This is a genomic window from Pseudomonas sp. CH61 (assembly GCF_059429415.1).
The window spans coordinates 3026966-3048803 of sequence record NZ_CM182098.1; the positions used below are offsets into that span (position 1 = coordinate 3026966).

The following is a 21838-nucleotide window of genomic DNA, read 5'->3' on the forward strand; positions in this document are numbered from 1 at the left end:
CACTGGGAGAGGGTTAGGGTGAGGGCCGATCCACAGCTGGAACACCGACTCCAACACACCATCAAGCCAGACTTTTGCTCACCACCTCATACACATCACTCGACAACTGCCCCGACGCCCGAATCCGCTCCAGCTCGCCCTTCATCAAGGCCTGACGCGCATCGTCATATTTGCGCCAGCGAGTCAGCGGCGCCAGTTGGCGCGAAGCGATCTGTGGGTTGAAGCCGTTCAGCTCGATCACCAGATCCGCGAGGAAGCGATAGCCGGAGCCGTCCGCCGCGTGGAAGTTGATCAGGTTCTGCCCGGCAAACGCGCCGACCAGCGCACGCACCTTGTTCGGGTTCTTGATGTTGAACGCCGGGTGCTGCATCAACGCTTTCACGCGTTCCAGACCGCCCGGCAAGGTGCTGCCGGCCTGCACGCTGAACCACTGATCCATGACCAGAGGATTGTCCTTGAAGTGCTCGGCGAAACTGGCCAGCGCCAAGGCTTTCTGCTCTTCGAACGGCGAGTTGACCAAAACCGCCAGCGCAGTCAGGCGTTCGGTCATGTTGTCGGCCGCTTCGAATTGCTCCAGCGCCGCCGCCAATACTTCCGGTTTGCCGCTGAGCATCAGGTACGACAGCGCAATGTTCTGCAGCGCGCGGCGGGCAAAGTGCTCGGCTTCGGCGACGTACGGGGTTTGCTTCGACAGATCACGATTGGCTTGATAACGCAGCCACAGGGCCTCGAACAAACCTTCCGCCAGTTGCTGACGAGCGAACTCACGGGCGATATGAATCGCATCGACGTCAGCCACTTCGCTGATTTCGGTGAGGTACGCCTCACCCGGCAACGACAGCATTTCGGCGACCATCGCCTGATCCAGCGATTCGTCCGACAGCACCGTGCGCAGTGCCGAGACCAGACGCGGATCAAGCTTCAGGCTCTCGCCCTTCTGCTGCTGGCCAATCAGCTCTTGCAGCACTTGCACCGACAGTTGTTGACCGGCATCCCAGCGGTTGAAGCCGTCGCTGTCGTGCTGCATCAGGAACATCAATTGATCGCGGTTGTACGGGAAGCTCAGTTTCACCGGTGCCGAGAAACCGCGCAGCAGCGATGGCAGCGGCTGTTCAGCGATGTCAACGAAAGTGAAGGTCTGCTCGGCTTCGGTCACCGAGATCACCCGAGTGGTGCCTTGCGCCGATGCTTCGCCGCTCAGACGCAGGGCAATTTCGTTGCCCTTGCTGTCGAGCAGGCCCAACTCGACCGGAATCACGAACGGCAGCTTTTCAACTTTATCCGGGGTTTCCGGGCAGCTCTGGCGGAAGGTCAGGCTGTAGGTTTTCGCGGCAGCGTCGTAAGACTCGCTCACCGCCAGACGCGGTGTGCCGGCCTGGCTGTACCAGCGCTTGAACTGGGTCAGATCGACGCCGTTGGCATCTTCCATCGCTTTGATGAAATCGTCGCAGGTGACTGCCTGACCATCGTGGCGCTCGAAGTACAGATCGCTGCCCTTTCGGAAGCCTTCGGCGCCGAGCAAGGTGTGGATCATGCCAACCACTTCCGAACCCTTCTCGTACACGGTCAGGGTGTAGAAGTTGGAAATTTCAATAAAGCTGTCCGGGCGCACGGCATGAGCCATCGGGCCGGCGTCTTCGGCGAACTGGTGGGTACGCAGGTACGCCACATCCTGAATGCGCTTGACCGTGGCCGAGTTCATGTCGGCCGAGAAGCCGGAATCACGGAACACGGTGAAGCCTTCCTTCAGCGACAGCTGGAACCAGTCGCGGCAGGTCACGCGGTTGCCCGACCAGTTGTGGAAGTATTCGTGGGCGACGATCGCTTCAACGCGCTGGTGCGCAGCGTCGGTCGCGGTTTCGGCACGGGCCAGTACGGCGCTGGAGTTGAAGATGTTGAGGCCTTTGTTCTCCATCGCGCCCATGTTGAAGTCATTCACGGCGACGATCATGAAGATATCCAGATCGTACTCGCGACCGTAAACCTCTTCGTCCCAGCGCATCGACTTCTTCAGGCTGTTCATCGCGTGCTGGCACTTGTCGATGTTTTCCGGCTCGACGTAAATGCGCAGCGCAACGTTGCGCTCGGTCATGGTGGTGAAGGTGTCTTCGACGCACCACAAGTCACCGGCCACCAGCGCAAACAGGTACGCCGGTTTCATGAAGGGGTCTTCCCAGGTTGCCCAGTGCCGGCCGTCTTCGCCCGGGCCCGAGGCAATCGGGTTACCGTTGGAGAGCAATACCGGATAGCTGTGCTGCTCGGCGACCACGGTGGTGGTGAACTTGCTCATCACGTCCGGGCGGTCGAGGTAATAGGTGATCTTGCGGAAGCCTTCGGCCTCGCACTGGGTGCAGAACATCGTGCCGGACTTGTACAGGCCTTCCAGTGCGGTATTGGTTTCCGGGTGGATCTTGACGCTGGTGTCGACCGTGAACGTTTCCGTGGTCGGCTGCAGGGTCAGATGATTCTCGGACAATTGATAGTCAGCAGCGCCAAGCTCTTTATCGGCCAGGGTCACCGAGAGCAATTCCAGCTGCTGGCCATCGAGTACCAGCGGCGGCAGGCCCGGGCCACGCGCCGGATTGCGGCGCATCACCAACTGCGCGTGCACCAGGCTGTGATCCTCGAACAACTCGAAGGTCAGGTGTGTTTCGTCGATCAGGTACTCGGGCGCCTGATAGTCCTTGAGGTAAATCATCTTCGGTTGTTCGGTGCGCATGCTGGCGTCCTTATTGATGCACGGCGAGCTGATAAGCCGTGTACTTGCGAATATTGATCACGCCGGTATCGAAGATCAGGTACTGGCCCTTGATCCCCAGCAGCGTGCCTTCGGCAATCGGGTTCTTGTCCAGGTTGAAGCTGACGATTTTGGCCGGGTATTGCTCGACCGGATAGCGGATTTCCAGCGGTTCGACATCGGCAATGGTCTGAATTGCCTGTAGGCCGAATCGCTCCTGCAAACCTTTCAGGCCTTCGGCGCAGCTTTCAAATAACTGGTCACGCACCTGCGCCAGATCCACCGCCACCGCATCGCCCTTGAGCAATGCACGCCAGTTGGTTTTGTCGGCCACTTGGCTGCGGAACAAATCTTCAACGAAGCCCGACTGCTGCCGCGTCGAAACGCGCATGATCGGCAAGGCCTGACACGCGCCCTGATCGATCCAGCGGGTCGGCAGTTGCGTTGCACGGGTGATGCCAACCTTGATGCCAGACGAGTTGGACAGGTAAACCACATGATCGGTCATGCAGAACTGCTCGCCCCACGCAGGATCGCGACAGGTGCCGGCGTCATAGTGGCAGCGCTCCGGGCTCATGATGCACAGGTCGCACTGCGCCAGTTTGGTCATGCACGGATAGCAGTAACCCTGACTGAAACTGGTTTTGGTCTTGCGCCCGCAATGGGTGCAGTGGATCGCCCCGAGGTATTCCAGACGCACCGTGGTGCCGATCAACGGGTTGACCGGCACCTCGACGTCATCCAGACGAAACGCGTATTGCACGTTCGGCCCGTCCAGGCGCGCCGACATTTTGCTGATTGCACCGCGGCCAATCTCGATCAATGGATAGCATCCGACTTGAACAGGATGTTCGGCACTTCGATCGACTTCGATGCACATTCCTGCGGGCCCATGTAACCGGTGCGCTGGTCTTCAGGCAGGTTCTGGATTTCCCAGGCGATCATCGCCTGCAGCGACAGCTCGCGCTGTTCGGCGGTGAGCTTGCCACCGTCCGACCACTTGCCGATTTCCACAGCCAGTTTCAGGCTCTCGTAAATGTCCGGGGTAATGTTGTTGATCATGTCGTTAAAAGAGGACATCAGGGTCTCCGTGCTCTTTATCTACAAAAAATTTCAGGCGGCCAGTTTACGGCGGTTATACAAACCGCCCAACAAACCGGTGAAGCATCCGATGAGTAACCCGCCGACATGGGCGGCGTTGGCGATTTCGCCGAAACCGATCATCGAGATCAGCCCGGACATGCACACCAGCAACCACACCAGCATCATCACCAGCACGCCGCGCGGCAGGCGATAGGCCGGGTTCGGCGCCAGCAGCTGGAAAATCCAGCAATGCCCGAGCAAACCGTAAAGTACGCCGGACAGACCGCCAAACAAGGTCGCGCCGCTCCAGACAAACTGTGCGTAGTTGGAAACGAGGCTGAACAGCAGCGTCAGGCCGATCAGGTTGATGCTGCCCTGACGCGACTCGATACGCCGGCCCAGCTCCCAGTACCACATGCCGTTCATGGCCAAGTGGAGGATGCCGAAGTGGATCAGCATCGGCGTGACCAGCCGCCACCACTGCCCCGCCGCCAGACTGTCGGCCAACGGCGTGAAATGGATGTACTCGCCAACTACCTGAAAATCGAGGAAGGTCAGCCAGCGCAGCGTTTGAAGGTTCTCACCGAGGTAGGTCAGCCCGCCAACAATCAGGCACAGCAACAGGATGAACCCGGTGGCCTTGGCGTATTTCAGTTGCTCGGCGAAGCTCGGCCGCTTGAAGGTTGGCGCGACGGGGATGTCCATTTGCTGATCGGGATCACCCGCCGGAAAGCGTTCGTACAAGGAGCGCACGTCTTCGCTGATTTCCGCCGGTGCCCACAACACTTGCTCGCCCGCCTCCTCGCTGACGCGATGCGGCACCTGCATGCGTTGCAGCAGTTTGACGAAACCGCTCAAGTCCACCGCCAACGGCAGACGCAATACCGCTACCGCACTCATTGCAGCACCTCCGGCCGCTCGACATCGACCCAGACAAATTTATGCGAATCCAGACGGGTTTCCTGATCCAGACGATAGGCGACCAGTTTGCCGTAGAGCACCGCGCTGTAATCCAGACACGCGAGGTTCGGGCGGATCGGCGCCGGTTTGCCGCTGCGCCAGTAGTGGCCGACGAACAGCAACGGCTCATCGACGCCGTAGCGCAGCAGGTTGTTTTTTTCGCTGGAGGTCAGCGGCTTCTGCGCCACCGGGTCTGGCAGTGCATCCGGCTGGAAAACGATATCGCCGTAAGTCTTCGGGTCGTCCTCCCAGAACTTGGTGCGGAAGAACGAACGCACCAGACCGTCGCCGCTGGTCATGGTCAGACCATCCGGCAGGCGCATATCGGTGCCGCGCAACAGGCGGTCGAACACGGTGCAAGCAAAACTGTCCGGCACCGCCGAGGCCTGCAGGAAGTGTTCATCGATGCAACCGTTGGGGAACAGCGCGCGCAACGGTTCGATCAGTCCGGCATCCCAGCAAGCGTGGACAACACGGAAACGCCCGGCGTCGACAAACAACGGCAGCTCATAGAACCAGCGCTGGAAATCGTGCCAGTCGCCGGGATGGTCTTCGAACTGGGTCAGGGTTTCGTGCAGCAGACGTGCGTGGCGCGGCGTGTGTTCGCGGACGAACTGCTTGCCGCTGCCCGGTAGCGCCGGGGTGCTCCAGCCCAGTGCGTTGAACTCGTGGTTGCCCATGATGCACAAGGCCTGACCGGCCTCGACCATGTCGTGGACGATGTGCAGCGCCTCGCGAATGCGCGGGCCACGGTCGATGATGTCGCCGACGAACACGGCCATGCGCGATGGATGCCGCCAGACCCCGCCCTGCTTGTGATAACCGAGACGGTCGAGCAAGTGTTCGAGGGTCAGGGCGCATCCGTGCACGTCACCAATCAGGTCATAACTGCGCGCGGGATCGAGCATCAGTCGCCTCCACCGCCCAGCTTGCTGCCCCAGCCGAGCTTGGTGCGGCAGACTTCGTAATAGTTGTGGTCGAGCGGGTGAATCAGGCGCAGCTTCTGCGCTTTTTTGCTGACGGTGATGGTGTCGCCCGGTGCGCAGGTGAAATGGTTCTGCCCGTCACAGGAGACTTGCGGGTAAATCTGCATGTTTTTCGACACGACGATTTTCAGCTCACTGTTGCCATCGACCACAATTGGCCGGCTCGACAACATATGGGGGTACATCGGCACGATCACAATGGCATCGAGCTTGGGATGCATGATCGGCCCGCCGGCAGACAACGCGTACGCGGTGGAGCCGGTCGGTGTGGCGACGATCAGGCCGTCGGCCTTCTGGCTGCAGACGAACTGGCCGTCGATGTACAGCTCGAACTCGATCATCCGCGTCGATTTGCCCGGGTGCAGCACCACGTCGTTGAGCGCATCGCCCTGACCGATGGCCTCGGCATGCCGGCGCACTTCGGCTTGCAGCAGGAAGCGGTTTTCCACCAGATAGTGGCCGTCGAGCACCTTGGCGACTTCGACTTCCAGCTCGTCCGGGCGAATATCGGTGAGGAAACCGAGGCTGCCACGGTTGATGCCGAGCACCGGAATATTGTGTTTGGCCAGCGCTCGCGCGGCGCCGAGCAGGCTGCCGTCACCGCCGACGACGATGACCATGTCGCAGACTTCGCCGAGCATCTTGCGCGACGAGGTTTGCAGGCCGTGGCCCGGCAGGACTTCGGCGATGGTGTCTTCGAGGATCACATGCAGGTGACGATCGAGCAGAAACCGTTTCAGTCGGCGGACGGTATCCAGCACCTGGGAACTGCCCAGGCGACCGATGATGCCGATATTACGAAATTGCTCCATGGGACCTCTGCGGACAATCGAAAACGCGAAAAACCCGATTATGGGCGAAAGCGCCGGTTAGACAAAATCCTTTCAGCCTCAAGGGTGCGCTCGTGTTTACGGCTATGCTCGCAAGATGATCCTATTTCCCGACTTGCTTCAGTTACCTCACCAATTACGCCATCCGGAAGTGCGCGATCTGGCGTGGGTGATCCTCGCCCCGCCGATGCTTGCTACTACGCCGTGGCCGCAGCGCCATCCGCTGGCGGGCAGCGATTGGGTGCACGATCCAGAGCGTCTGGAACACTGGTTGCGCCAGCTCGACCGCGACAGTTATGGCTTGCTGCATTGGTTGTCGCAGGCGCGCACACGGCGGCTGGGACTGTATTACGAGCGGCTTTGGCAGTTTGCCGTGGAACAGGCGCCGGGCATTGAGCTGATCGCCGCCAACCTGCCGATCCGCCGCGAGGGCCATACGCTCGGCGAGCTGGACATGCTGTTGCGTGACCGCGACGGTGTGCATCACCTGGAACTGGCGATCAAGCTCTACCTCGGCCCGCAGAATGGCGACGGTCGTGATGCGGCGCAGTGGCTGGGGCCGGGTTGCCATGATCGGCTCGATCGCAAACTGGCGCATCTGGCCGAACATCAGTTGCCGATCTCGGCTCGTCCGGAAAGTCGCGAAGTGCTGGCGGCGCTGGATATCGAAGTGTTCAGCGCGCAGCTGTGGCTCGGTGGTTATTTGCTGTACCCATGGCCCGGGCAGGCTGAATCACCGAACGGTGCGCATCCGCAGCATTTACGCGGGAGCTGGTTGCATCAGAAGGATTGGCCGGCGTTTGTCGCGCAACGTCCGGCCGGACGCTGGCAACCCCTGCCCCGCCATGCCTGGCTGGCACCGGCGCACTACCCGGCTGATCAGACCTGGACTTTGGAGCATTTGCGGATGTGGCTGGAGGATCTGGAACCGCTGGCACCGGCACAGCTGATGGTGCGCCTGATCGAGAATGCGCAAGGGGAATGGGAAGAGGCTGAGCGGTTGTTTCTGGTATCCGATCTTTGGCCGAATGTCCCCGGCCAGGCCTGAAAATTTCAGTGCCTGACCCGGCCTCTTCGCGAGCAGGCTCGCTCCCACATTTGGACCGCATTTCAAATATTGGGAGAGGCAACACATTCCCCTGTGGGAGCGAGCCTGCTCGCGAATAGCGCCGACTCGGTCTAAAGCGAAAGCCGCAAAGCCAAAGCCGCCAACGTCACCAACAACACCGGCACCGTCAACACAATCCCGACCCGGAAGTAATACCCCCAGCCAATGTGAATGCCCTTGCGCTCCAGCACATGCAGCCACAACAACGTGGCCAGACTGCCAATCGGCGTGATCTTAGGCCCCAGATCACTGCCAATCACGTTGGCGTAAATCATCGCCTCCTTGACCACCCCGCTGGCCTGACTGGCATCGATCGACAACAAACCAATCAACACCGTCGGCAAGTTGTTCATGATCGACGACAGCAAAGCCGTCAGCACCCCGGTGCCCATGGCCGCGCCCCAAACACCATGACCGGCGAAGACATCCAGCCAACCGGCCAGATACCCGGTCAGCCCGGCATTACGCAGGCCATACACCACCAAGTACATGCCCAACGAGAAAATCACGATCTGCCAAGGCGCTTCTTTCATCACCTTGCGCGTGGAGATCTTGTGGCCACGGGCAGCGATGCCCAGCAACAACGCGGCGCACACGGCGGAAATCGCACTGATCGGAATGCCCAGCGGCTCCAGCGCAAAGCAACCGATCAGCAGGATCACCAACACCGCCCAACCGGCATAGAACGTGGCTTTGTCATGGATCGCGGTTTCGGGATGTTCGAGTTGCTCAGGGTCGTACGCCGCCGGAATGTCGCGGCGGAAAAACCACAGCAACATGCCCAGCGTCGCCGCGACGCTGACGAAGTTCACCGGCACCATCACCGCTGCATAGCGGTTGAAGCCGATGTGAAAGAAGTCTGCCGAGACGATGTTGACCAGATTCGACACCACCAGCGGCAGGCTCGCGGTATCTGCGATAAACCCTGCGCCCATGACGAAGGCCAGCGTCGCCGCCGGGGAAAAGCGCAGCGCCAGCAGCATCGAAATCACGATCGGGGTGAGAATCAGCGCCGCTCCGTCATTGGCAAACAACGCCGACACCAGCGCGCCGAGCAGCACCATGAAGGCAAACAGCTTGCGCCCACTGCCGCGTCCCCAGCGCGCCACATGTAGCGCCGCCCAGTTGAAGAACCCGGCTTCGTCGAGCAACAGACTGATGATGATCAGCGCGACGAAGGTGCCGGTGGCATTCCAGATGATCTGCCACACTAGCGGGATATCGCTCAGGTGGACGACGCCGAAGATCAGCGCGAGCACCGCGCCAAGCGTGGCACTCCAGCCGACGCCGAGGCCTTTGGGTTGCCAGATGACAAGGGTAATGGTCAGCAGGAAAATCAGTGACGCAGCGAGCATCCGCAACAGCCTTCAATAATTGGGTAAAAAGAACACGACTAATGCCGAGCCGAACAGATAAACCTGTGGGAGCGAGCCTGCTCGCGAAGGCGCAGTGTCAGTCGCCAAAAATGCAACGACTGACGACGCCTTCGCGAGCAGGCTCGCTCCCACAGGGGATTCGGTGAAGTTACTTCTTGTGTTGTTCTACAAATTGTCCGTAGGCATTGATAAAACTCTGCAGAAAAGGTTTCACCGTTTCACTCAACTTGCCCGCCTCATCAAACGCCGAACCCGCCCCGCCCAGATACGCTTCCGGCTGCTGCATGCACGGCACATTGAGAAACACGAACGACTGGCGCAGATGCTGATTCGCGCCGAAACCACCAATGGCACCGGGCGATACACTGATCACTGCCCCCGGTTTGCCACTCCAGACAGCCTTGCCATAAGGCCGCGAACCGACGTCGATGGCGTTCTTCAACGGCGCGGGCACCGAACGGTTGTACTCGGGCGTAACAAACAGCACCGCGTCGGATGACGCCACTTTTTGCCTGAAAGTGCTGTAGGCTGCCGGCGGTGAATCACCGTCGATGTCTTCGTTATAAAGTGGCAGATCGCCAATTTCGACAATCTCGAGCTTGAGGTTGGCCGGGGCCAGCTCTGCCAGTGCCAGGGCGACCTTGCGGTTGATCGATGCTTTGCGCAGGCTACCGACCACTACAGCGACGTTGTAGACATTGCTCATGGAAGACTCTCGATGGTCCGTGGGAGGAGCCAGTAGTTATAGATGATCCGGTGACGATTCCACCAGCACCCGATGGGAAAATCCCGCGAGCTGATTATTTTTTTCCTGTAGGAAAACTTACAGGCCTTGATGGCGGTCTACCAAGCCGCAAATCAAGCGTTTTATCTCCAGAGGTTCTAAGCAGATGGCAGCAGTACTCGTCGGTCAGTTCCATGCAAGAGATGCGGAAGGCCGCGTTTATTCCGTGCATGAGTTCCAGGAATCCAACCCGTCGGCAGACGGTTCCACTGGCATGGAGCCTGTCACCACCTACAAACTGGCCATTGGCGATCGCATCAACAAGATCGACGACACTCAATTCGAGCTGGTTCAATCGGGCGTCATGCTGACTCGCGAACCTGAGCCAACCGTCGCTTCATAACTGGCCGTTATGAGCAGAAGTCATATGCGCAGACTTGGGGTAGGATTCAGCCACTGACCCCACCTGCTGAACATGGACTTCACGCATGCGTTTACGTCATATCGAAGTGATTCAGGCGCTCTTGCAGACCGGTCACCTGGGCACCGCCGCCGAATGGCTGCAGTTGTCGGTGGCCGAGGTCGAAGAGCGTTTGCGCGAAGCCGAGAGTCAGTTGGGGTTCATGCTGTTCGCCAGCGTGCGCGGGCGCCTGCAATCGACGCCCGAAGCAAGGGCGTTGCAGGTGGAAATCGCTCACGTTTATGAAGCGTTGGAACCCGTGCAACGGCTGGCCAGCAGCCTCAAGCAATACCTCGCCCCGCCCTTGCGCATCATCGGCACCCCGCCGCTGGCGCAACAATTATTGCCCCAAAGCCTTGCTGCCCTGCGCCGACGCCTGCCGGATGCACCGTGCAGCCTGCTCAGTGCGCCGACCCGCGATATCGTTCGCAGCCTGTTGTTGCGCGAAAGTGATCTCGGCTTGAGCCTGCACGATCCCGAACACCCCGACATTGATTGCCGGCCACTGGCCCAGGGCAAGCTGCAATTGCTCGCGCCCCACGGCTGGCTGCAACCGAAACAGAAATACATTTCCCTACAGGATCTGGCCGGTCAGGCCATGGTCGGCCTCGAAGGCCAGGACCCACTGAGCCCGGCGCTGGAAAACAAACTCCATGCGCTGCACCCGGCACCGAGCATCCAGACCCGGGTGCAAACCCATCAGATGATGCGCAGCATGGTCGAGGCCGGCGAAGGCCTGGCCATCGTCGACCCGTTCACTGCACTGGGCGCGCGCGCCGCCGGGCTGGATGTTTGCCCGCTGTCACCGGCCGTGCCGATCAGCCTCTACGCTCTGACCTTCAAGCACGCTGCGCCGGCATCGGCGATTCAGACGCTACTGGCGATCGTCACGGAACAAGCCGAGGCGATGCTGGCGAGCTGAGCGGGTTTTCCAGCGGGTTATCGAACAATCGATACCAGAACAACGCCACTTCGGCGGTGTTCGGATCAATGCCGCGATAGCGCAACTGGTCCACGCCACCAATCACGTAGCCGCAGCGCTCATACAACCGACAGGCGCCGAGGTTGTTGTTCTGGGTTTCGAGCATGATCCCCGGCAGTTTTTTCTTGCGACTCCAGAACTGCGCGACATCGAGCAACGCCTTGGCCACACCATGCCGACGCGCGGGCGCGTGCACCGCCAACTCATCGATGTGCGCAAAACCGTTCCAGTTGGTACTGATCACCAGATGGCCAACCGGCTCATCGTCGAGATAGGCCATGAAAATCGCGCTGTCCGGCGCGTTGTGAAAGGCGCTGAACTCCTCCGGATCGATGCCGTAGCACTTGCGATAAGGCACGATCGGCGTCACCCGCCACTGCTCAACGGGCTGGCCAATCACGGCGGCACCATAGGCGGCGACTTCGAAACTGAAGTCGCTGCCCCAGATATACGGCGCAAAGCCTTCATCGGCGACACGCACCGACAGCCCTGGGTATTTCGGATTCATGACCGGTTGCATACTGGGAAATGTCCTCATTCCTTGACGCAATCGACGGTGTACTGCCGTCCATTGCCTTCATCTTCGTGCTGCAATCCATGCACATCCGCGACAAAACCGGGGAAGCTGCTATCGAACGTGCGAGCAAATTTCAGGTAATCAATGATCGAGCGGGTCGATTCGGTAAAGCGTTCGCCGGGCATGATCAGCGGAATGCCCGGCGGGTACGGCACCAACATCACCGCTGCAATGCGCCCTTCCAGCTCATCGATCGGCACCGCCTCGACTTCGCCGCGCACCAGATGATCGTAGGCGTGGGCCGGTTTCATGGCAATTTCCGGTAGCACGGTGTACATGCGTTTCAGGTGTTTGGCCGTGGCATTGCTGCGATAGCAGGCGTGCAATTGATCGCACAAATCACGCAGGCCCATGCCGCGATAACGCGCGGTGTCTTGCTGGGCCACGCACGGCAGGCAGGTGTCGAGGCGCACGTTGGCATCGTAGCTGCGCTTGAATTCCAGCAGTTCGGTGAGCAGCGTGCTCCATTTGCCTTTGGTAATGCCCATCGAGAACAGCACCAGGAACGAATACAGACCGGTCTTCTCCACCACCAGGCCGCGCTCCCAGAGAAACTTGCTGACCACCGCCGCCGGGATGCCCTTCTCGCTCAGCGCGCCACCGGCATTGAGCCCCGGCATTACCAGCGTGACCTTGATCGGATCGAGCAAGACGTAATCGTCACTGACTTCACCAAAACCATGCCAGTCGGCATTCGGTTGCAGCAACCAGTCCTCCGTCTGTACGCGGTCAATGCCCTCGACACCCGGCGGCTGCCAGATCGAAAACCACCAGTCATCAGCGGCGATGTGCTGGCGCAGATTGGCCAGCGCGCGGCGGAAGCTCAGCGCTTCATCAAAGGTTTCCTGTAAGAGCGAACGCCCGGCCGGGCCTTCCATCATGGCCGAGGCAACGTCCAGCGAGGCGATGATGCTGTACTGCGGCGAGGTCGAGATGTGCATCATGAACGCTTCATTGAAACGATCGCGATCGAGTTGCCGCGCGCCGCCGTCCTGCACATGAATCATCGACGCCTGACTGAACGCCGCGAGCAGCTTGTGCGTGGAATGCGTGGTGAATACCAGCGGACTGTCTTCGCTGCGTGAAGTGGCCATGCCGTAGCGCCCGGCGAAAAATTCGTGAAACGCCGCATAGGCGTACCAGGCCTCATCGAAATGCAGCACTTCGACACTGTTGCCGAGGCTTTGCTTGATCAGCTCGGCGTTGTAGCAGAGGCCGTCGTAGGTCGAATTGGTGACCACGGCGAGTTTGACTTTCGGCGCACGGCCCTTGGTCAGCGGGCTAGCATCGATCTTCGCCTGAATCGATTCGCGGCTGAATTCGCTCAGCGGAATCGGCCCGATGATCCCCAGCTCATTACGCTCCGGGCACAGGTACAACGGGATCGCGCCGGTCATGATGATCGCGTGCAACACCGACTTGTGGCAGTTGCGATCGACCAGCACCAGATCGTCGCGCGCGACCATCGAGTGCCAGACAATCTTGTTGGCGGTCGAGGTGCCATTGATCACGAAAAAGGTGTGATCGGCGCCGAAATTGCGTGCCGCGCGCTCTTCGGCTTCGGCCAAGGGCCCGGTGTGATCGAGCAGCGAGCCAAGCTCCGGCACCGACACCGACAAATCTGAACGCAGGGTGTTTTCACCAAAGAACTGATGGAACGCCTGCCCCACCGGACTCTTGTGATAAGCCACACCGCCGCCATGACCGGGGGTGTGCCAGGAATAATTGGAATCGGCGGTGTGCTGCACCAGCGCCTTGAAAAACGGCGGCAGCAAGCCATCCAGATACTTGCGCGCCGCCCGCGCCACTTGCCGGGCGAGGAACGGCACGGTGTCTTCGAACAGATAGAGAATGCCGCGCAGTTGATTGAGCTCGGCCATGGCATCGGCCGGGGCATTTTCCAGGGTGACTTGCTCGCCGAGGGCGAAGATCGGCAGATCCGGCGCACGCACCCGCGCCAGCCCGATCAGTTCGGCCATGTTCTGCAACAGATGCGAGTTCGTACTGGCGTCCTCGGCGGCAATCAGCATGCACGCGAGGCCATGGTGGGTCGACGCGACCAACCGCCCTTCGGTGTAGTCGATGGCCGAAACGATATTGAACCCTTCCTGCTCCAACTCCCGGGCGATGCCACGGATACGATCACCGGCGACCGTGTCGGCCTTGATGTCGCGATGGACGATCAACACCGGAAACTTCAAATCTTTGTACATGAGGCTCAGTGTCCTGAGGCGGCAGGTTTGAATCTGCCAATGCACTCAGGGTAGAGGGTTGCAGCGAAAGTGGCGAGGGTGGCCAGTTGGCTTCATGCCGCCAAAAGCAAAGATCGCAGCCTGGGCTGCGATCTTTTGGTCTCTCAAGCCTGTGCGTCGGCTTCGGCGATCTGTGTCCACAGCGCCGGGCCACCGGCAGACTTGGCAATAATTTCCAGCCGCACCAGATGCGCCGCCAGCTCCTCCTCCGTCGCACGAATGATCCGCGCAGGCTGACGATCCGCCGGCAAACGACGAATCTCGGTGGCCGAGTTGTCCGCGCCATCGCCCGTGCCATTACCGTCTGACGCATTGCCGGCCAGCGACAGGCTGGTCTGGCCGCCGGTCATGGTCAGGTAGACGTCGGCGAGAATCTCCGAGTCGAGCAAGGCGCCGTGCAGTTCACGGCCGGAGTTGTCGACGCCATAACGTTTGCACAACGCATCGAGGCTGTTGCGCTGTCCCGGGTGACGTTCCCGGGCCATCATCAGGGTGTCGAGGATCGAGCAGTGCTGGGTGATGTCAGCGCGATCCTGCTGGCCCATCAAAGCGAATTCGTTGTTGATGAAGCCAACGTCGAACGCCGCGTTGTGGATGATCAGCTGCGCGCCCTTGATGAATTCGAAGAACTCATCGGCCACTTCGGCAAACCGTGGCTTGCCGACCAGGAATTCGTTGGTGATGCCGTGAACGCCGATGGCGCCTTCATCACTCTCGCGATCCGGTTGCAGGTAAACGTGAAAGTGCCGGCCCGTCAGGCGCCGACCGATCAGTTCGACACAGCCGATTTCAATGATCCGGTGACCATCGGTCACCGGCATGCCGGTGGTTTCGGTATCGAGTACAACGGATCTGGTGGCCATCAGTGTTCAGCTCTCAACGGGGCGATCTTGCAAAAAACGCGGATGTTAACACGCTCGGCGGGGTGTTTCAGGTGGACCGTGGCGTCCCATTCGCGAGCAGGCTCGCTCCCACATTGGAATGCATTCCAATTCAGGAAGGTACATCAGGTCTGGAATGCATTTCCCTGTGGGAGCGAGCCTGCTCGCGAATGGCCGCACCTCGGTGCATCAGAGAGAATCAGGTCTGCTTGTAGCCACGAACCTCATCCACCCCACGGTTCGCCAACTGGTCCGCCCGCTCGTTACCGTGATGGCCAATGTGCCCACGCACCCATTTCCAGGTGACCTTGTGGCGGTTGACCTGTTCATCCAGCTCTTTCCACAGATCAGCGTTTTTCACGGGTTCTTTCGCTGCGGTTTTCCAGCCACGCTTCTTCCAATTGGCCATCCACTCATTGATGCCCTTCATCACGTATTGCGAGTCGGTCACCAGCAGCACTTCGCACGGGCGCTTCAAAGCTTCGAGGCCACGGATCGCGCCGAGCAGTTCCATGCGGTTATTGGTGGTGTTGGCTTCGCCGCCCCACAGTTCCTTTTCGACGCCCTTGCACACCAGCAAGGCGCCCCAGCCGCCCGGGCCGGGGTTGCCCTTGCAGGCGCCGTCAGTGAACAGTTCTACGGTGTCGACGTTTTCAACGCTTTCGCTCATGCCACTCTATCCAGAAAAAATGCCTGTCTTGCCGATCACGGATCGACAATGACCGAGGCCGGGACAAACCCGGCCACAAATAAAAGAAGGTTTACGGTTCAATGCGACGGCGGTTGACCTTGGCCATCGGCAGCGGAATCAGCTTGCCCATCGGCTCGCGCCGTTCCTGACGCAAGGGTCGCAGCCCGACCACAATCTTGCGCGCAACCAGTAAATAGAAGCCGCCGCCCGACAGTTGCCAGTCACCGGCCTTGCGTTCCCAGCCGGCCAGACGGGCCTGCCACTTGGGCGACGCGAGCGGCGGACGATAGCACCCGAAGCGACGTTTCTCCAGCGCGAAGCCCAGCAGATTGAGCCAGTCAGCGACCCGTGACGGTGAGATGCAGCGCGCCTGACGCAAGGCGTCGTGGGCGAAAACATGGCGCAAGCCCCAGGTGCTCCAAGGGTTGATGCCGATGATCAGCAAATGCCCGCCGGGGCGCACACTGCTCGCCGCTTCACGCAGCAAACCATGGGGCGACAGGCAGAAATCCAGACCGTGCTGCATCACTACCACGTCGGCGGCGTGCTCGCTCAGCGGCCAGGCCTGCTCTTCGCAGACAATCTCGACGCCCGGCAACGGCGCGCCAAGACGCACATTGCGCTGCACTTGCGGCGCCGCCGGCGGGGTCTCGGCCGATGGCCCGTAATGCACCAGATAACCGCCGAAGAACCGGCCCAACTCGTCTTCGAGCATGCGCCGCTCTTCATCGAGCAGAAATTGCCCGAGCGGGCCGGACAGCCATTCACGGGCTGCACCGATCAGGGCCAGCCAGTCAGGATCAGCCTGTGCGAACGCTTTATCACTCATCGCATTCTCCAAAGCGCCAGGAACTACTAAGATGCGCCAATGTTTTCCGCTTGGCGAATTCCGACGATGATACAGATCAGTGCCCTGCCCGCGTTCACCGATAACTACATCTGGTTGTTACAGGATCACCGCACCCAGCGCTGCGCGGTGGTCGACCCGGGCGATGCCGCGCCAGTGCAGGCCTGGCTCGAAGCGCATCCAGGCTGGGTGCTGAGCGATATCCTGATCACCCACCACCATCATGATCACGTCGGCGGCGTCGAACGCCTGAAAGCGCTGAGCGGTGCGACAGTCTACGGTCCGGCCAGCGAAAGCATTCCGGGGCGCGATGTGGCGCTCAAGGACAACGACACAGTCAGCGTGCTCGGCTGGGACTTCGACGTCTATGCGGTGCCCGGTCACACCTTGGGACACATTGCCTATTATCACCACGGCCTGCTGTTCTGCGGCGACACGCTGTTCGCTGCCGGTTGCGGCCGTTTGTTCGAAGGCACACCGGAGCAAATGCACCACTCGCTCAGCCGCCTCGCCGCGTTACCGGAAGATACGCTGGTCTACTGCACCCATGAATACACCCTGAGCAATCTGAAGTTTGCCGCCGCTGTCGAGCCGAGCAACCCGGACATTGCCGCCCGTCTGGAAAAAGTCACCCAGCAACGGCAAAACGGCGTGATGACCCTGCCCTCGACCCTCGCCCTGGAAAAGCTCACCAACCCGTTTTTGCGTACCTCTGAAACATTAGTTACACAAAAAGTGGACGAACGGGCAGGCGCTCAAAACCGGGCGCCGAGTGAGGTATTTGCGGCTCTGCGGGCCTGGAAAGATACGTTCTAAGTGACCCAGCACTTGATACAAAAATTCTGAATGGTTGACCTAGGGGGGTGCGCTTTCTAGAATCGCCCGACATTTTTGCCCGGAACTTACTTCCAGCCAATGTCGTCATCCATACGTAAGTCCGTCAATTCAGACGCATTGACCCGCCTGGCGCAAGCCATCGCGGTGGCTGTGTCCGCCACGCTGGCGGGCTGTTCCAGCCATGCTCCGCAGACTGAAGCGACCCATACGCCGAACATTGCTGCGCGAGCCAAGCAGAAGCCGATCTGGCTGACCGAAAAGCCCAGCCCACAGGTTCCCCAGGACATCTGGGAACGCATGCGCCAGGGCTTTCAGCTGCAGGAAGGCCTCGGCGTCAACCCGCGCATCGAGCAACAGCGCCTGTGGTTCGCCAGCAATCCCTCTTTCCTCGAGAACGCCGGCGAACGCGGCAGTCTCTATATTCACTACATCGTCGAACGCCTCGAAGAGCGCAACATGCCACTGGAACTGGCCCTGCTGCCAGTGATTGAAAGCGCCTACAACCCGATGGCCTATTCCCGGGCCGATGCTGTAGGGCTGTGGCAGTTCATTCCGTCCACCGGGCGTTACTTCAACCTGCGTCAGACCCGCTTCTATGATGGCCGCCGCGATATCACCGCCTCGACCACGGCAGCGATGGACTACCTGACCCGCCTGCACGACATGTTCAACGGCGACTGGTTGCTGGCCCTGGCGGCGTATAACGCCGGTGAAGGTACGGTCAGCCGCGCGATCGAACGCAACGAAAAGCTTGGCCTGCCAACCGACTACTGGAACCTGCCGCTGCCGGCGGAAACCCAAGCGTACGTGCCGAAACTGCTGGCGCTGTCGCAAGTGGTACTGGCGCCGGAAGCCTACGGCGTCAACCTCAACCCGATCGCCAACGAACCGTACTTCCAGGTCGTCGAAATCAACCAGCGCATGGACCTGTCGAAGGTTGCTGCGGTGGCCAACATCGACGAAGACGAACTGTTCCAGCTCAATCCGGCCTTCAAGCAACGCACCACCATCGACGGCCCTCAGCATCTGCTGGTGCCAACCTCGAAGGCGCAATTGCTCACCGCCAGTTTGCAGACCATGCGGCCTGACGAGCTGATCAGCCCACGTTCGCTCAAGCCAGTATTCGAAGGCGCCGATCCGTCGGAAGTGGCGCAGCTCAAGCGTGCTTACCGCGTGAAGCGTGGCGACAACCTCGGCTCCATTGCCAAGGCCAACAAGGTTGAAGTGAAGGATCTGCAGCGCTGGAACAAGCTGACCGGCAAAAACCTCAAGGTCGGCCAGACCCTGGTGATGCAGGACACCAGCAAACGTGCTCCGGCTCGCAAGTCCGGCCGGGTCAACACGGTGATTGCGTCCAACAGCAAGAGCAAAGGCAAGGACGACAGCGCGCAGCAGACCCAGTACAAGGTCAAGCGGGGCGACACGCTGTACGTGGTGGCCAAGCGCTTCAACGTTGAGATGCAGCATCTCAAGCGCTGGAATCCGGGTGCGGGTAAAGCCTTGAAGCCGGGGCAGATGCTCACGGTTTATCAGCCGCACTGATGGAAGAGCCCCTGAGTTTGCAGGGGCTTTTTTTTGGATCACGTTTTTGTGGTGTGCTTTAGATCCATCCCCCTCACCCCAGCCCTCTCCCCCTGATCTGGTCAAACGATACTGGACACGGTTATAGGGTTTTACCCTTTTTCATGCCGCCAGGGCCTCCATGTCCACCGGAGTTCGGTAGCCATTGTGACTGTGCAGCCTGATCCGATTGTAATAATGGGTCAGGTAGCGCAATACATCGGTACTGGCCTCATCTTCGTTTCGGTAGCCAGCCTTGGGTATCCATTCAGATTTCAAACTGCCAAAGAAACGCTCCATCGGGGCGTTGTCCCAGCAGTTTCCTCGTCGACTCATGCTTTGTTTTATGCGCATGTCCGCCAGCGTTTCACGAAACACTTTACTGCTGTAATGACAGCCCTGATCCGAATGGAACATTAGGTTTTCAGGGCGTCCTCGCGACTCGAAAGCCATCTTTAACGCTCGACAGGTCAGAGCTGAATCCGGACTTCTGGACATCGCCCAGCCGACGATGCGGCGGGCATGCAGATCAAGTACAGCAGCCAGATAAACCCAGTAAGTACCGGCCCAAATGTAAGTCACGTCGCCACACCACACTCGATTGGGGGCCTCGACTTTGAATTTACGCTCCAAATGATTGGGGGCGTATTGCGCCTCCGCACCGCTGGGTTTGTACCGATGCCTGCGCCGTTGCTGGCTCTTCAAACCGAGCTCGCGCATCAGGCTACGAGCCATGTAACGACCTACCGACTCTTTTTCGTTACACAGCGCTTTTGACAGGCTGCGCGCGCCCATTGAGCCGCGACTTTGCTCATGTAATTCGGCAGCCTTGATCTTTAGGCGATCGCGCCCGACATGCACTTTCGCCCGCTGTTTCAGACGCTCGTAATAACTGCTGCGGTTGATACCAAACACGCCACACAACTCGGATCTTGGATATTGCTCGCTTAACTCCTCGACCAGCCTTACCGATCGAGGGAATCCGACATCAAGAGAGCTGTAGCCTTTTTTAAAATTTCCTTCTCGCGCTCAATCCGTCGAATTGTTGCTTCCAGCTCCTGGATGCGTTGTTGGTCAACGGTCATGGCCTTGGACTTCTCAGGCGTCTTGCCACTGCGCTCCGCACGCAGTTGCTCAACCCAGCGACGCAGAGCTGTAGGGCCCACGCCCATTGCTTCGCAGGCTTCACTCACCGAATAGTCTTTATCCAAAACCAGGCAAGCCGCATCCCGTTTGAAATCTGTCGAAAAATATCGTCTGGTCAAATCACACCTCGTCGTTGGGCGTAGATTAACGCCCTTTAGGGGTGTCCAGAATCATTAAGCCAGATCACCCAAGGGGGCGAGGGGGGAAAGGGAGCCGATCTCCGTGCTGTTCAAAATCCGAGTTCGACTCGGTATCGCACGTCGGCACAACCCTCCAAAACACCGCGATCAGTCCCCTCTCCCCCCGGGAGAGGGTTAGGGTGAGGGGCTTTTCAAACGTGAGTTCAACTCGGTATCGCACGTCGGCGCAACCTGCAGTGGTCAACTAATTCCGGACACCTCGATAGGTGGTTCTGACGCCATCGCCCGCTCATAGACGGTCGGTGGCAGATATCCCAGTTTCGAGTGCAGCCGTTCGTTGTTATAAAACCCAACGATGTACTCGGTGATGTCGCGGATCGCTTCAGCATGGTTGGCGTAGTCACGTCGCCATACCCGCTCCATTTTCAAACTCAGGAAGAAGCGTTCCATCACCGCATTGTCCCAGCAATTACCTTTACGGCTCATGCTCTGCTGCATGTCGTTTCTTGCCAGTAACTCTCTGTAAGTTGCACTTGCGTATTGACTGCCCCGATCTGAGTGGGCAATCAAGCCTGGTGGCGGTTGACGCTGCGCGATAGCCAGTTGCATCGCGGTGCACACCAGCTCTGCCGGCATGTTCGGAGCCATCGACCAGCCCACTATCTTGCGCGAGAACAAGTCCAATACTACGGCCAGATACAACCAGCCACTGCGGGTGCGGATATAGGTGATGTCGGCTACCCAGGCCTTGTTTGGCGCTACTGGATCAAATTTTCTGTTCAGTACATTCTCTGCAATCGGCAGGTCATGATTACTATCGGTTGTGTGTACAAACTTGCGCTTCCAGGCTGAACGCAGTCCGTTAGCCCGCATCAATCGACGGATTTTATACAGCCCGACAAGCATGCCTTTACCGCGCAAAGCGTCGCGCAAAGGGCGGCTGCCGTAGCAGCCTCCACTCTCGGCGAAAGACGCCTTGAGTTGCACAAGAACAGGACAACTCTGCCGAACAGGCGCATCGGCACGCTTCTGAAACTCATAGAAGCCTGAACGACTAATGCTCAGCAACCGACAGACATGTGCCACTGAGTAAGCCTTCTGTTGCAGCTGCCGAACCAGTCGATACCTTACTTCAGCTCGCGGGCAAAGAAGGCGGTAGCCTTTTTTAAGATGTCGTTATCCATCTTGAGCTGCCGATTTTCTTGTTCCAATTGCCGGATGCGCTGCTGTTCCGCCGTCAATGGCTTGCCGATTCCGGCCTGCCCCAGTTGCTCTGCCTCGTATTGCTGCACCCAGCGTCGAACGGCTGTCTCACCAATGTTCAGATCTTGGCAAACCTGCACAACGGTCAGTCCCTGATCCTTGATCATCTTCACGACTTGCAGCTTGAAGCTGTCGTCGAATGCCCTGCGTTTTTTAGTCATGAATAACTCCTCGATAGATGTATTTTCCACCTATCGGGGTGTCTGGGGAAATTAGACCACTGCAACCCTCCAAAACACCGCGATCAGTCCCCTCTCCCTCCGGGAGAGGGTTAGGGTGAGGGGCTTTTCAAAACGTGAGTTCGACTCGGTATCGCACGTCGGCGCAGCTCTCGCAAACACCACGGTCAGTCCCCTCTCCCTCCGGGAGAGGGTTAGGGTGAGGGGCTCTTCGCGCAA

At 59.4% G+C, this 21838-nt stretch carries 20 protein-coding genes; 5 read left to right on the forward strand and 15 right to left on the reverse strand.

Annotated features, from left to right (window positions below; all coding sequences use genetic code 11):
• Nucleotides 1–61: 61 nt before the first annotated feature.
• Genes pepN through AC5SEM_RS13425 form a run of 6 tightly spaced genes read right to left on the reverse strand, consistent with a single transcriptional unit; the run spans nucleotide 62 to nucleotide 6578 of the window.
• Entirely contained in the window at nucleotides 62–2719 is a 2658-nt protein-coding gene (gene pepN, locus AC5SEM_RS13400; RefSeq protein WP_495473282.1) for an aminopeptidase N, read from the reverse strand.
• 10 nt (nucleotides 2720–2729) lie between these two features.
• Complete coding sequence (locus tag AC5SEM_RS13405) at nucleotides 2730–3560, reverse strand: DUF2797 domain-containing protein (protein ID WP_495473283.1); 831 nt, start codon at nucleotides 3558–3560, stop codon at nucleotides 2730–2732.
• Nucleotides 3557–3817: a YeaC family protein gene (locus AC5SEM_RS13410; RefSeq protein ID WP_007919229.1), complete on the reverse strand. Its 261-nt coding sequence runs from the start codon at nucleotides 3815–3817 to the stop codon at nucleotides 3557–3559. The genes AC5SEM_RS13405 and AC5SEM_RS13410 overlap by 4 nt, the downstream gene beginning before the upstream one ends.
• A 33-nt stretch (nucleotides 3818–3850) precedes the next feature.
• Nucleotides 3851–4720, reverse strand: a complete 870-nt coding sequence (locus tag AC5SEM_RS13415; RefSeq protein ID WP_095047900.1) for a rhomboid family intramembrane serine protease — start codon at nucleotides 4718–4720, stop codon at nucleotides 3851–3853.
• Complete coding sequence (locus tag AC5SEM_RS13420; RefSeq protein ID WP_495473284.1) at nucleotides 4717–5688, reverse strand: metallophosphoesterase; 972 nt, start codon at nucleotides 5686–5688, stop codon at nucleotides 4717–4719. Before AC5SEM_RS13420 ends, AC5SEM_RS13415 begins: the two co-directional genes overlap by 4 nt.
• Nucleotides 5688–6578 (reverse strand): NAD(+) kinase, encoded by an 891-nt coding sequence (locus AC5SEM_RS13425; protein WP_003224174.1) that lies wholly within the window; start codon nucleotides 6576–6578, stop codon nucleotides 5688–5690. Before AC5SEM_RS13425 ends, AC5SEM_RS13420 begins: the two co-directional genes overlap by 1 nt.
• A 115-nt stretch (nucleotides 6579–6693) precedes the next feature.
• On the opposite strand from AC5SEM_RS13425, the gene AC5SEM_RS13430 reads away from it, so the two are divergent.
• Entirely contained in the window at nucleotides 6694–7644 is a 951-nt protein-coding gene (locus tag AC5SEM_RS13430) for a DUF1853 family protein (RefSeq protein ID WP_495473285.1), read from the forward strand.
• A 131-nt stretch (nucleotides 7645–7775) separates the two neighbouring features.
• Here AC5SEM_RS13430 and AC5SEM_RS13435 read toward each other — a convergent pair whose 3' ends face one another.
• Both AC5SEM_RS13435 and AC5SEM_RS13440 read right to left on the reverse strand, forming a co-directional pair.
• Complete coding sequence (locus AC5SEM_RS13435) at nucleotides 7776–9059, reverse strand: arsenic transporter (protein WP_016987132.1); 1284 nt, start codon at nucleotides 9057–9059, stop codon at nucleotides 7776–7778.
• 169 nt (nucleotides 9060–9228) lie between these two features.
• The gene (locus tag AC5SEM_RS13440; RefSeq protein ID WP_077572393.1) at nucleotides 9229–9786 is read right to left on the reverse strand and encodes an NADPH-dependent FMN reductase; all 558 of its coding nucleotides are present in this window, start codon (nucleotides 9784–9786) and stop codon (nucleotides 9229–9231) included.
• 184 nt (nucleotides 9787–9970) lie between these two features.
• Here AC5SEM_RS13440 and AC5SEM_RS13445 point away from each other — a divergent pair, with 184 nt between their 5' ends.
• Both AC5SEM_RS13445 and AC5SEM_RS13450 read left to right on the forward strand, forming a co-directional pair.
• Nucleotides 9971–10207: a hypothetical protein gene (locus AC5SEM_RS13445; protein ID WP_495473286.1), complete on the forward strand. Its 237-nt coding sequence runs from the start codon at nucleotides 9971–9973 to the stop codon at nucleotides 10205–10207.
• Nucleotides 10208–10292: 85 nt separating this feature from the next.
• Nucleotides 10293–11186 (forward strand): LysR family transcriptional regulator, encoded by an 894-nt coding sequence (locus AC5SEM_RS13450; RefSeq protein ID WP_495473287.1) that lies wholly within the window; start codon nucleotides 10293–10295, stop codon nucleotides 11184–11186.
• On the opposite strand, the gene AC5SEM_RS13455 is transcribed toward AC5SEM_RS13450, so the two are convergent.
• The 5 genes from AC5SEM_RS13455 to AC5SEM_RS13475 form a co-directional block, all read right to left on the reverse strand.
• Nucleotides 11152–11766 (reverse strand): GNAT family N-acetyltransferase, encoded by a 615-nt coding sequence (locus AC5SEM_RS13455; RefSeq protein ID WP_077572390.1) that lies wholly within the window; start codon nucleotides 11764–11766, stop codon nucleotides 11152–11154. The genes AC5SEM_RS13450 and AC5SEM_RS13455 overlap by 35 nt on opposite strands.
• A 14-nt stretch (nucleotides 11767–11780) precedes the next feature.
• Nucleotides 11781–14036 (reverse strand): Orn/Lys/Arg family decarboxylase, encoded by a 2256-nt coding sequence (locus AC5SEM_RS13460; RefSeq protein ID WP_371044064.1) that lies wholly within the window; start codon nucleotides 14034–14036, stop codon nucleotides 11781–11783.
• A 143-nt stretch (nucleotides 14037–14179) separates the two neighbouring features.
• Nucleotides 14180–14938, reverse strand: coding sequence for a DNA polymerase III subunit epsilon (dnaQ, locus tag AC5SEM_RS13465; RefSeq protein ID WP_007910571.1), 759 nt, complete (start codon nucleotides 14936–14938; stop codon nucleotides 14180–14182).
• A gap of 217 nt (nucleotides 14939–15155) precedes the next feature.
• On the reverse strand, nucleotides 15156–15626 hold the full coding sequence (gene rnhA / locus AC5SEM_RS13470) for a ribonuclease HI (RefSeq protein ID WP_495473288.1): 471 nt from the start codon (nucleotides 15624–15626) through the stop codon (nucleotides 15156–15158).
• A gap of 91 nt (nucleotides 15627–15717) precedes the next feature.
• Nucleotides 15718–16476 (reverse strand): class I SAM-dependent methyltransferase, encoded by a 759-nt coding sequence (locus AC5SEM_RS13475; protein ID WP_007910573.1) that lies wholly within the window; start codon nucleotides 16474–16476, stop codon nucleotides 15718–15720.
• Nucleotides 16477–16542: 66 nt separating this feature from the next.
• On the opposite strand from AC5SEM_RS13475, the gene gloB reads away from it, so the two are divergent.
• Together gloB and AC5SEM_RS13485 are read left to right on the forward strand one after the other, a co-directional pair.
• Nucleotides 16543–17310 (forward strand): hydroxyacylglutathione hydrolase, encoded by a 768-nt coding sequence (gene gloB / locus AC5SEM_RS13480; protein ID WP_495473289.1) that lies wholly within the window; start codon nucleotides 16543–16545, stop codon nucleotides 17308–17310.
• A 99-nt stretch (nucleotides 17311–17409) separates the two neighbouring features.
• Nucleotides 17410–18873, forward strand: coding sequence for a transglycosylase SLT domain-containing protein (locus AC5SEM_RS13485; RefSeq protein ID WP_137216525.1), 1464 nt, complete (start codon nucleotides 17410–17412; stop codon nucleotides 18871–18873).
• Between the two features lie 141 nt (nucleotides 18874–19014).
• Here AC5SEM_RS13485 and AC5SEM_RS13490 read toward each other — a convergent pair.
• Both AC5SEM_RS13490 and AC5SEM_RS13495 read right to left on the reverse strand, forming a co-directional pair.
• A protein-coding gene (locus AC5SEM_RS13490; RefSeq protein WP_320413090.1) for an IS3 family transposase occupies nucleotides 19015–20156 on the reverse strand; the annotation gives its coding sequence in 2 pieces (ribosomal slippage) (nucleotides 19015–19895 and nucleotides 19895–20156; 1143 coding nt in all).
• Between the two features lie 261 nt (nucleotides 20157–20417).
• Nucleotides 20418–21601, reverse strand: a protein-coding gene (locus tag AC5SEM_RS13495; protein WP_495471026.1) for an IS3 family transposase whose coding sequence is annotated in 2 segments (ribosomal slippage) — nucleotides 20418–21337 and nucleotides 21337–21601 — 1185 coding nt in all. Because the reading frame shifts where the segments join, the coding sequence is not laid out codon by codon here.
• Nucleotides 21602–21838 lie beyond the last annotated feature (237 nt).

Coding starts and splice junctions, on each gene's coding strand:
- AC5SEM_RS13485 (WP_137216525.1), top strand. CDS start 17,410: ATGTCGTCATCCATACGTAAGTCCGTCAATTCAGACGCATTGACCCGC.
- AC5SEM_RS13410 (WP_007919229.1), bottom strand. CDS start 3,817: ATGTCCTCTTTTAACGACATGATCAACAACATTACCCCGGACATTTAC.
- rnhA (WP_495473288.1), bottom strand. CDS start 15,626: ATGAGCGAAAGCGTTGAAAACGTCGACACCGTAGAACTGTTCACTGAC.
- AC5SEM_RS13440 (WP_077572393.1), bottom strand. CDS start 9,786: ATGAGCAATGTCTACAACGTCGCTGTAGTGGTCGGTAGCCTGCGCAAA.
- AC5SEM_RS13475 (WP_007910573.1), bottom strand. CDS start 16,476: ATGAGTGATAAAGCGTTCGCACAGGCTGATCCTGACTGGCTGGCCCTG.
- AC5SEM_RS13460 (WP_371044064.1), bottom strand. CDS start 14,036: ATGTACAAAGATTTGAAGTTTCCGGTGTTGATCGTCCATCGCGACATC.
- AC5SEM_RS13450 (WP_495473287.1), top strand. CDS start 10,293: ATGCGTTTACGTCATATCGAAGTGATTCAGGCGCTCTTGCAGACCGGT.
- AC5SEM_RS13425 (WP_003224174.1), bottom strand. CDS start 6,578: ATGGAGCAATTTCGTAATATCGGCATCATCGGTCGCCTGGGCAGTTCC.
- AC5SEM_RS13435 (WP_016987132.1), bottom strand. CDS start 9,059: ATGCTCGCTGCGTCACTGATTTTCCTGCTGACCATTACCCTTGTCATC.
- AC5SEM_RS13445 (WP_495473286.1), top strand. CDS start 9,971: ATGGCAGCAGTACTCGTCGGTCAGTTCCATGCAAGAGATGCGGAAGGC.
- dnaQ (WP_007910571.1), bottom strand. CDS start 14,938: ATGGCCACCAGATCCGTTGTACTCGATACCGAAACCACCGGCATGCCG.
- AC5SEM_RS13420 (WP_495473284.1), bottom strand. CDS start 5,688: ATGCTCGATCCCGCGCGCAGTTATGACCTGATTGGTGACGTGCACGGA.
- AC5SEM_RS13455 (WP_077572390.1), bottom strand. CDS start 11,766: ATGCAACCGGTCATGAATCCGAAATACCCAGGGCTGTCGGTGCGTGTC.
- gloB (WP_495473289.1), top strand. CDS start 16,543: ATGATACAGATCAGTGCCCTGCCCGCGTTCACCGATAACTACATCTGG.
- AC5SEM_RS13415 (WP_095047900.1), bottom strand. CDS start 4,720: ATGAGTGCGGTAGCGGTATTGCGTCTGCCGTTGGCGGTGGACTTGAGC.
- AC5SEM_RS13430 (WP_495473285.1), top strand. CDS start 6,694: ATGATCCTATTTCCCGACTTGCTTCAGTTACCTCACCAATTACGCCAT.
- pepN (WP_495473282.1), bottom strand. CDS start 2,719: ATGCGCACCGAACAACCGAAGATGATTTACCTCAAGGACTATCAGGCG.